Origin of the sequence: Rhodoferax sp. (genome assembly GCF_011391645.1) — a bacterium.
GTDB lineage: Bacteria > Pseudomonadota > Gammaproteobacteria > Burkholderiales > Burkholderiaceae_C > Rhodoferax.
Window position 1 is genome coordinate 39152 of the sequence record NZ_JAABQC010000006.1, and the last position, 8483, is coordinate 47634.

Annotated in this window: 9 protein-coding genes; 8 read left to right on the forward strand and 1 reads right to left on the reverse strand. The window is 55.3% G+C overall.

Annotated features, from left to right (window positions below; translation table 11 throughout):
• Positions 1–19 precede the first annotated feature (19 nt).
• Genes GPS82_RS01795 through GPS82_RS01830 form a run of 8 tightly spaced genes read left to right on the forward strand, consistent with a single transcriptional unit; the run spans position 20 to position 6937 of the window.
• Positions 20–949 carry an SMP-30/gluconolactonase/LRE family protein gene (locus GPS82_RS01795; protein ID WP_296490449.1) on the forward strand — a complete coding sequence of 310 codons (930 nt, stop codon included), beginning with the start codon at positions 20–22 and terminating at the stop codon, positions 947–949.
• Positions 946–1626: a GntR family transcriptional regulator gene (locus tag GPS82_RS01800; protein ID WP_296490451.1), complete on the forward strand. Its 681-nt coding sequence runs from the start codon at positions 946–948 to the stop codon at positions 1624–1626. Before GPS82_RS01795 ends, GPS82_RS01800 begins: the two co-directional genes overlap by 4 nt.
• Before the next feature lie 15 nt (positions 1627–1641).
• Positions 1642–2733 (forward strand): isocitrate/isopropylmalate dehydrogenase family protein, encoded by a 1092-nt coding sequence (locus tag GPS82_RS01805; protein ID WP_296490453.1) that lies wholly within the window; start codon positions 1642–1644, stop codon positions 2731–2733.
• 1 nt (position 2734) lies between these two features.
• Positions 2735–3796, forward strand: a complete 1062-nt coding sequence (locus GPS82_RS01810; protein WP_296490454.1) for a Gfo/Idh/MocA family oxidoreductase — start codon at positions 2735–2737, stop codon at positions 3794–3796.
• Positions 3797–3807: 11 nt separating this feature from the next.
• Entirely contained in the window at positions 3808–4800 is a 993-nt protein-coding gene (locus GPS82_RS01815; RefSeq protein ID WP_296490455.1) for a TRAP transporter substrate-binding protein, read from the forward strand.
• A 21-nt stretch (positions 4801–4821) separates the two neighbouring features.
• Complete coding sequence (locus GPS82_RS01820) at positions 4822–5331, forward strand: TRAP transporter small permease subunit (RefSeq protein WP_296490457.1); 510 nt, start codon at positions 4822–4824, stop codon at positions 5329–5331.
• 15 nt (positions 5332–5346) lie between these two features.
• Positions 5347–6639 (forward strand): TRAP transporter large permease, encoded by a 1293-nt coding sequence (locus tag GPS82_RS01825; protein WP_296490459.1) that lies wholly within the window; start codon positions 5347–5349, stop codon positions 6637–6639.
• Positions 6640–6643: 4 nt separating this feature from the next.
• Positions 6644–6937 carry a putative quinol monooxygenase gene (locus GPS82_RS01830; protein WP_296490461.1) on the forward strand — a complete coding sequence of 98 codons (294 nt, stop codon included), beginning with the start codon at positions 6644–6646 and terminating at the stop codon, positions 6935–6937.
• A gap of 680 nt (positions 6938–7617) precedes the next feature.
• On the opposite strand, the gene GPS82_RS01835 is transcribed toward GPS82_RS01830, so the two are convergent.
• On the reverse strand, positions 7618–8316 hold the full coding sequence (locus GPS82_RS01835) for a response regulator (RefSeq protein WP_296490463.1): 699 nt from the start codon (positions 8314–8316) through the stop codon (positions 7618–7620).
• Positions 8317–8483: the final 167 nt, after the last annotated feature.

Here is an 8483-nt window from a genome sequence, read left to right on the forward strand (position 1 = left end):
CCGAACCTTAGGTCACGGCTTGGCTCGTCCCGAATGTGTACTAGCCACAGCAACTGGCGATTTCTACTCAGCCGATTGGCGCGGTGGGGTAGCCCACTTGCATCCAGACGGTGCGCAATCACTCTACGCTGGCATTGCTCCCGATGGCATCACCCTCAAACCCAACGGAATCGCCTTGCTGCGCAACGGCGACTTCTTAGTCACCCACCTTGGCGATGAAGAAGGTGGCGTGTACAGGCTTCAGCGCTCTGGGCAAGTGAGCCCATGGCTGATGTCGGTTGACGGGCTTGCTTTGCCACCGACAAACTTTGTTGTCGAGGATGGCCAAGGGCGGTTCTGGATTACGGTCAGTACGCGTTTGTTGCCTCGCTCGCTGGGTTATCGGAGCACGTGCAATGATGGATTTATCGTCATGGTCGACAAGCATGGTGCTCGGATCGTTGCCGACGGTCTGGGTTACACCAACGAAGTCGCGCTGCACCCCAATGGTCGTTGGTTGTATGTCAATGAGACATTTGCAAGACGCCTGTCACGTTTTGCGCTGCACCCGGACGGAATGCTTGGTCCCAAAGAGGTCGTGGTCGAATTTGGTGCGGGAACATTTCCGGATGGATTGGCATTCGATGAAGAAGGTGGTGTCTGGATTGTCAGCATCATCAGCAATCGCTTGATTCACGTTGCCCCCGACGGCAAACCTGCGGTATGGATGGAAGACTCTGATGCAGAGCATTTAGTCTGGGTGGAGGCCGCTTACAAAGCTGCGGCATTGGCGCGACCACATCTCGATGGCATCAAAAGTCGCTTATTGCGCAACATTTCAAGCATTGCGTTTTGTGGACCAGGACGGCGCAACGCTGTGCTTGGATGCCTACTCGCGGATCATCTGTTTACGCTTCCCATGCCTATCGCGGGCGTTGCCCCAACCCACTGGAACTATCCACTCGCATGAGTAATCCGCCAATCAAAAAAAAGAACTCAATGGTCGACGCGGCCTACGTACAAATACGGCGGCGAATCCTTGACGTCGTTTGGTCTCCAGGCTACCAAGTGCTGGAGCAGGATGTCGCCATTGAGTTGAATATGAGCCGCACCCCGGTGCGCGAGGCGATGATACGGCTGCAACGAGAAGGTTTGCTCGAGGTCATTCCACGCCACGGCATGCGCGTGTTACCCGTCTCTCCGAGTGACATGCGGGAGCTTTATCAGGTACTTACCGCCCTTGAATGCATGGCCGCTGAACTACTGGCATCACGCAAACCCAGCGACACGGATTTAATGCCGTTGATCGCCGCAACAACCGCCATGGATGAGGCGCTCAAGGTAGACGATCTTGACGCCTGGGCGATGGCCGACGAACGTTTTCACGCCATGTTGGTGGATCTTTCAGGAAACCGGCAACTCAAGGAAACGGTTCTGAATTATTGGGACAGAGCACACCGTGCCCGCATGTTCACGCTCAGGCTGCGACCCAAACCGGTGAACTCCACAAAGGAGCACATGCGCATGGTCGAATGTTTTCTGGCGGGCGATGTAAAGGGCGCAGCAGAAATAACCCGATCCCATCGGGAGCGTGCAAATCGCGAATTGGTGGCGATATTTGAGCGTTACAAGTTGGCGCAAATGTAAAAAAAGTGGAATGAAATGACGCAAAAATATTATTCGATCGCAGTACTCCCAGGGGATGGAATCGGCCCGGAGGTGATGTCAGCGGCAACTGAGGTCTTGAACGGCTTGCAAAGCCGCATTGGCCGGCGGTTTGAATTCAACGTGTATCCAGCGGGTGCCCAGCACTACCTTGACAGTGGCGATGCTCTACCCGAGGCTACGCTCGATGCATGCAAGGCTGCAGATGCCATTCTCTTTGGCTCGATGGGCCTGCCACACGTACGTGCCAAAGACGGTACCGAGATCATTCCGCAACTCGACATCCGGTTCGCGCTGGATTTGTATGCAGGCGTGCGCCCCATCCGAAGTTTTGCTGGACTCAAAGGCCCACTGGCTGATCCTCGCGCTGCGCAGATTGATTTGGTGCTGGTGCGCGAAAACACTGAGGGCCTGTTTTTTGCCAGAAACCGAGGCCACATGGAGGGTCATGGTGATGCAGAAGCGGCGATTGATCCCATGAAAATCACACGTGGCGGCACCGCCAGGATTTGTGACTTCGCGCTAAATCTTGCCCGTCAGCGAAAAGCCAGAGGAAAACCTGGTCACGTCACCAGCGTTGATAAGGCCAACGTCTTTCTTTCGATGGCCTTTTGGCGCAAAGTGTTTGAGGAGCGAGCCAGCGCATTTCCCGACTTGAGCAAAGACAGTGCGTATGTGGACGCAGTGGCATTGAATTTGGTAATGAGGCCCTGGACTTTTGACGTCCTGGTCACCGAAAACATGTTTGGCGACATTCTCTCTGACCTCATTGCGGCCTTTGCCGGCGGAATGGGAATGGCACCTTCGGCAGACATTGGTGACAAGTACGCGCTATTTCAACCCGCTCATGGCACGGCACCAGACATCGCAGGCAAGGGCATCGCAAATCCCAGCGCCATGATTCTGTCGGCTGTGATGATGCTTGACTGGCTTGCCGAAAAGCACAGTGATACTGCGTTGGCCGATGGCGCCCGCGCCATCGAAACTTCGATGGAACGTGTGTTCGCTCAGGGCGTGGTTCGTCCTCACGAGTTTGGCGGCAACTCCGGGACGGCTGAGATCATGCGTGCAGTTGCGGAGGGCCTCTGAAATGAATATGCACATAAAGAACGAGCGCGTTGTCATGATCGGGGCGGGATATTGGGCACAGTTTCAGGTCGAGGGCTGGCGAGATGCAGGCAGCCCATTGGTGGCCATTGCGAACCGGAATCCGGCACACGCCGAAGCTCTTGCACAACGTTATGGTGTGCCCAAGTGCTACGCTGATGTCGCAACGATGCTGGATGTTGAACAACCGACGTTGGTAGATATTGTGCTTCCACCTGTGGCTCAGGAATCAGCAGTCCGCGCCGCCATTGAGCGTGGTCTTCCGGTAATCTGTCAAAAGCCGTTTGGCATTGACTTAAAGCAGGCAGAAGCCTTGACAGCCCTGGCAGAGGATGCTGGTGTGCCACTTGTTATCCACGAAAACTTCCGTTTTGCGCCGTGGTTTCGCGAATTGCGCCGACTTATAGACGATGGGTTCTTCGGTCGTGTCCACGGTGTGTCTTTTCGGCTGCGTCCGGGCGATGGCCAGGGACCCGATGCCTATCTGGACAGGCAGCCCTATTTTCAGACCATGCCCGAGTTTTTGGTTCGTGAAACTGCAGTGCATTTCATTGACACCTTTCGCTTTCTGATGGGTGAAGTGCTAGCGGTCACAGCAAGGCTGCGCCGACTTAACCCTGTGATTCTGGGCGAGGATGCCGGGCTTTTGATCTTCGAGTTTTCAGATGAAAGCGTCGGCCTGTTCGACGGCAACCGCCTGAACGAACATCCGGCGAAGAATTTGCGCCGCACGATGGGCGAAATGTGGCTCGAAGGCGAGCGCGGTGTGATGCGTCTGGACGGTGATGCCCGCCTGTGGTGGTTGCCTCATCAAGGCGTCGAAGTCGAGCACCGGTATGACGACGGCGCCGGACGGGGTGCCTTTGGTGGCGCCAGCACCGCGTTGCAGGCACATGTGTTGTCGCACTTGAATCAAGACACGCCACTGCAGAACAGTGCGCGTAGTTACCTGAGAAATCTGTATGTGCAAGCGGCCATCTACCACTCGCATGCCAGTGGCCGTCGTGTACCGATGGCCGGTTTCAATCCCCACCAAACTCAATGAAGGAGACTCGTATGAAGAAGCTATTTTCGATCACCGCTTTGGCCGCTGCTTTTACCTTGACGTTGCCGGTAAGCGCACAGACCATGCTCAAGTTCAGTCACACCGACCAGCAACAGGGCGCGCGCCAAGCGGGTGCGCAGCTTTTTGCGAAGAAGGTCGAGGAGTACACCCAGGGGCGTTACAAGGTGCAGGTGTTCTGTTGCAGCCAGTTGGGAAACGATCCCAAGAACATTGAACAGTTGGCGCTCGGTGGTATTGACTTCACGGTGTCCGCGACCGGTTCTTACGCCGGTCAGTTGCCCGCGCTAAACCTGACCATGATGCCTTTCATCATCGACAGTTACGCACAGGGCTGGAAGTTTTACGACGAATCCAAATGGCTGAAGGCACAGTTTGACAAGGCCCCCGCCAAGGGCTTTCGCTTTCTCGCTACCTGGGAAGCCGGCTTTCGCAATATGACGACCCGTGACCCGTTGAACGGACCCGAGGACGCCAAAGGCAAGAAGTTGCGCACTTTCCCCAACGAGATGATGCGCTGGCAGTTGGAAGCCATGGGCTTTGGCATTCAGATCATGCCGCTGCCGGAAGTTTATCTTGCGATCCAGCAAGGCGCTGTATCGGGTCAGGAGAACCCGATCGACACCATAGCTTCCAACAAGTTTTATGAAGTGGCGCCACACGTCACGCTGACCAACCACGTGTACAGCCCTATTCCGATGGCAATTTCCGAAAAGACTTGGCAAAAACTCTCCCCCACGGATCAGCAGGCGGTAATGCGTGCCGCACAGGAGGTTGCGCCGTTTCAACGCAACATGATCAAGGGCAACGACGAAAAGTTGCTGGCGGACATGGCTGCCAAGGGAGCCAAGATCAACCGTACGCCCAATACCGCAGCCTTCCGCAAGGCGGTGGAGCCGGTGTATGCCAAGGCACGTGAGAAGTACGGTGCTGATGTCGATGCCGTGCTGGCTGAGACCGCAGCCGTTCGCCAGGCCGTCAGGTAAAGCCAAACAGAGTTGATCGTCATGCGTGCAACAACACATCCAATCCCGCCGCTGATTCGGTGGCTAGGCAAACTGATCGACTGGTCGGTCATTGGCTTGGGCGGCACCCTGGCCGTGATGATTTTCATCAATGTGGTGATGCATGCTGCGGGCAAAGACCTGGCCTGGTTGACCGAACTGGGTGAGTTTTTGATGGTGTGGGTCACCTTTCTGGGGGGCGCGGCCGCAGCCCAGCGGGGGGCTCACATGTCGATCAACGAGTTTTTGGACAAGCTCGGGCCCGCTGGGCGCAAATGGGCTGACGCAGCGGTACAAACATTCACCTTGTTTGTTGTGGGTGTTGTGCTGTTCTTTGGGGTGCGCATTGTGCAAGGTAGCTGGGGCACTGTGCTCACTACATTGGAGTGGCCCATGGCATGGCAGTACATGCCCTTGCCACTGGGCATGGGACTGGTGAGTGTTTTCGTTGCTTGGGACTTGGTTCAAATTCTGCGCGATGTGCCCCGTGAACAACGTTACCCCGCTGACTGAGCACAGGAATTCAAGATGCTTTCATTGGTTATTTTTGGTTCTTTTTTTGCCCTGGCACTGATGGGGGTGCCGCTGATGGTGGCGCTGTTGGCCACCACGGCGGGTATCGTCACCCTGTATGGCATGCAATATCCGCTGGAGAGCGTTTTTCTCTCATTCATTGGTGGGGTCGAACCCTTCATACTGATTGCTGTACCGCTTTTTGTGTTTACAGGCGAACTGCTGGCGCAAGGCGGTGTTGGCAAGCGCATCGTTGAGTTTGCCAACGTGTTGTTTGGATGGCTTCCCGGTGGATTGGGTGTGGTTACCGTCATCTCTTGCCTGCTGTTTGGTGGCGTGTCGGGATCGGCCATTGCGGACACGGCAGCCATTGGCTCGCTGGTGATACCGGCCATGTTGGCGCGCGGATACGCCCGCGGTTTTGCAGCGGCGCTCGTCGCGGTTGCCGGAACCCTGGCGCTGTTGATGCCGCTTTCGATTCCCTTTCTTGTGTACGCGTTCGTGTCGGGTGTGTCAATGCGCACCCTGTCGATGGCAGGCTTGGTTCCTGCTTTGTTGTCAGGCGCGGCGCTGATTGGTGTCTGTATGTGGCACGGCAAAAAGACCGGCGTGGACCCCGGTGGCAAACCCGCCTCATGGGGTGCAATCGCCAAAGCCGGTTACAGCGCCGGCCCCGCACTGCTGATGCCGGTGTTCATTGTGGGCGGAATATGGTCGGGTTACTTCACGCCAACAGAAGCAGCAGCCGTCGCCGTGGCCTATGGTCTTGTGATATCCATCTTTTTTTACAAGGATATGTCGTTCAAGGACATCCCGCATCTGTTGCTCAAGGCGTTCATGACCAGCGCTACCGTGATGCTGGTGATTGGTGCAACCGGTGCACTAGCCTGGCTCATCACGGCAGAAGGCGTTGCGCAGCAGCTGGCGGACTGGGTCGGTTCGGTGGCCCACGTCAAATGGGTGTTTTTGATCATGCTGAATGTGGCATTGGTGCTCTTGGGTATCTTCATTGAGCCGCTGCCAGCCCTGCTGATGGCTGCGCCCCTGTTTCTGCCATTGGCCATGGCCTTTCAGATGGACTTGGTGCATATGGGCGTCATCATGACGGCCAACCTGGCCATTGCGTTGTACACGCCGCCCGTGGGTGGCACACTGTTTGTGGCAGCCAAACTGGCCAATGCCACGATTGGTGAAATCACGCGGCACCTGTGGGTCATGATGGCGGCCACGTTCAGCGTTGTCATGTTGATCACCTATGTGCCGACTCTGACCAGCTGGTTGCCACGCTTGATAGCATCGATGAGGTAGCGCCATGTTCGTGGTTACGGTTTTGTTCACCATTCATGCGGCGCATTGGGATTCCTTTATAAAGGCCATCCACCTCAATGCACAGACCTCACTTGCGATTGAGGCGGGCTGCCGTCAGTTTGATGTCTGTGTCGGGGAGCCGGAGCAATGCCGTGTATTTTTGTACGAGGTGTACGACAGCCAGGCTGACTTCGCGGCGCACCTGGCAGCACCGCATTTTTTGCAGTTCAACACCCAAACCATGCCCTGGGTGATGGACAAGCAGGTTTACACCTTCACTCGTATGACACCAACCTAGCGTCTTCAAAACATCGACTCACGGGCAGCGACAACAACAAAGGGAATGCATCGCCCATCCAGTCGAGCTGTATTGCTGAGGACTTCACTGGGGTCACCTAACCTGCAACAGCCTGTTACGCGCTGGCGTTTCAATAGTTGGGGCGTCGGAAACTGGCACGTTGAAATCTGCCGCGAAAAGAATTCTGACAAGCAATGAATTGGGCAACCCGCTAGCTGCCTTTCGTGGTCGACAGCAAGGGGTCTTCTGGAGCCTGTCAACCTTCTCGGATGCTGACCGTCAAAATTGAACGGCTGCAATGGTGAAAATCGTAAACCCGCATCGCAGCGGGAGCGGTCGCCCAATTTGAGTCAGGAGTTTCCGTCGAGTTATCCAGACCGGGCATTCCCAATGCTGATCCAGATTTGGCGTTTTCGGGTCCACGAAACCTGAAAGCTGTCGTCCACTTGAGAAAGCCGATATTTTTGATCGAAGGGTCGTTATCAGCGTCAAGAGTCGTGGGGTTTTGATCCTGAATGGTTCGTGAAAGCTGACAAAAAAAACACTAAGAATTGTTCCCTGGCAGGCTGGTCTCGACTCAATTTTGATGGTCGGTTTGAGAGAGTTGCAAGGACCGTTGTCAGATTCGACGTGTCATCCAGCCTGCGCGCTAAGGTTGCCAGTTGTCGTTTAAGTAACCCTCATACAGCCAGCACATAGCCAACACCTTGAACGGTGAGAATGATGCGCGGGTCGTTAGGCACCAATTCAATTTTTCGACGCAACCGACCAATCAGCACATCAATCGTGCGGTCGCTGGGCGCACGATCCCGGCCACTAACGTGGTCAATAAGGCTGTCCCTGCTCAACACACGACCGGGATTCTTGCTTAAGGTAACGAGCAGTTCAAATTCAAATCGGGTTAGTCGCACATCCTCTCCGTTTGGCGAGGTCAGCGTCCGAGACGGGATGCTGAGCGACCAGCCGGCAAAACGCTTGACCGGCTCGTCCTTGACAACCAGACGTGCCGACATGGTGCGACGCAGCAGATTCTTGGTGCGGGCAAACAATTCACGAATGTTGAAGGGCTTGACCACATAGTCATCAGCCCCCAACTCAAGAGCAACAATCCGGTCAATATCTTCGGCCTTGCCTGTCACCATGATTACCCCCACCTCAGACTGGCGGCGGATCTCTTTTAACAGTGAAAACCCATCCTCATCGGGCAGATTGATGTCAAGCAGGATCAGGTCCACATCACCTTTTGCAAAAATGTCACGCATGGATTGACCGTCAGGCGCAGTACTGACCCGGTAACCTTCCTTGCTGATATACGCCGCCAAGGTGGTACTTGCGACCAGATCATCCTCAACAATCAGTATGTGGTTATTTGCAAGCATGAATGGGCATTATTTCGGTGGTGATTTTGCTCATCATAGCCTTTGTTTACGGTCTGTTCACATGTTTGGAAGTGGCGTTCATGCTACGCGCTCACGGCGTTCACATCACATCCCTAAGCTATCCATTCAGTGGCGAAGTGCTCGTCACCCAATGCTGAATGAAGGAG

Coding starts and splice junctions, on each gene's coding strand:
- GPS82_RS01820 (WP_296490457.1), top strand. CDS start 4,822: ATGCGTGCAACAACACATCCAATCCCGCCGCTGATTCGGTGGCTAGGC.
- GPS82_RS01835 (WP_296490463.1), bottom strand. CDS start 8,316: ATGCTTGCAAATAACCACATACTGATTGTTGAGGATGATCTGGTCGCA.
- GPS82_RS01830 (WP_296490461.1), top strand. CDS start 6,644: ATGTTCGTGGTTACGGTTTTGTTCACCATTCATGCGGCGCATTGGGAT.
- GPS82_RS01815 (WP_296490455.1), top strand. CDS start 3,808: ATGAAGAAGCTATTTTCGATCACCGCTTTGGCCGCTGCTTTTACCTTG.
- GPS82_RS01800 (WP_296490451.1), top strand. CDS start 946: ATGAGTAATCCGCCAATCAAAAAAAAGAACTCAATGGTCGACGCGGCC.
- GPS82_RS01810 (WP_296490454.1), top strand. CDS start 2,735: ATGAATATGCACATAAAGAACGAGCGCGTTGTCATGATCGGGGCGGGA.
- GPS82_RS01805 (WP_296490453.1), top strand. CDS start 1,642: ATGACGCAAAAATATTATTCGATCGCAGTACTCCCAGGGGATGGAATC.
- GPS82_RS01825 (WP_296490459.1), top strand. CDS start 5,347: ATGCTTTCATTGGTTATTTTTGGTTCTTTTTTTGCCCTGGCACTGATG.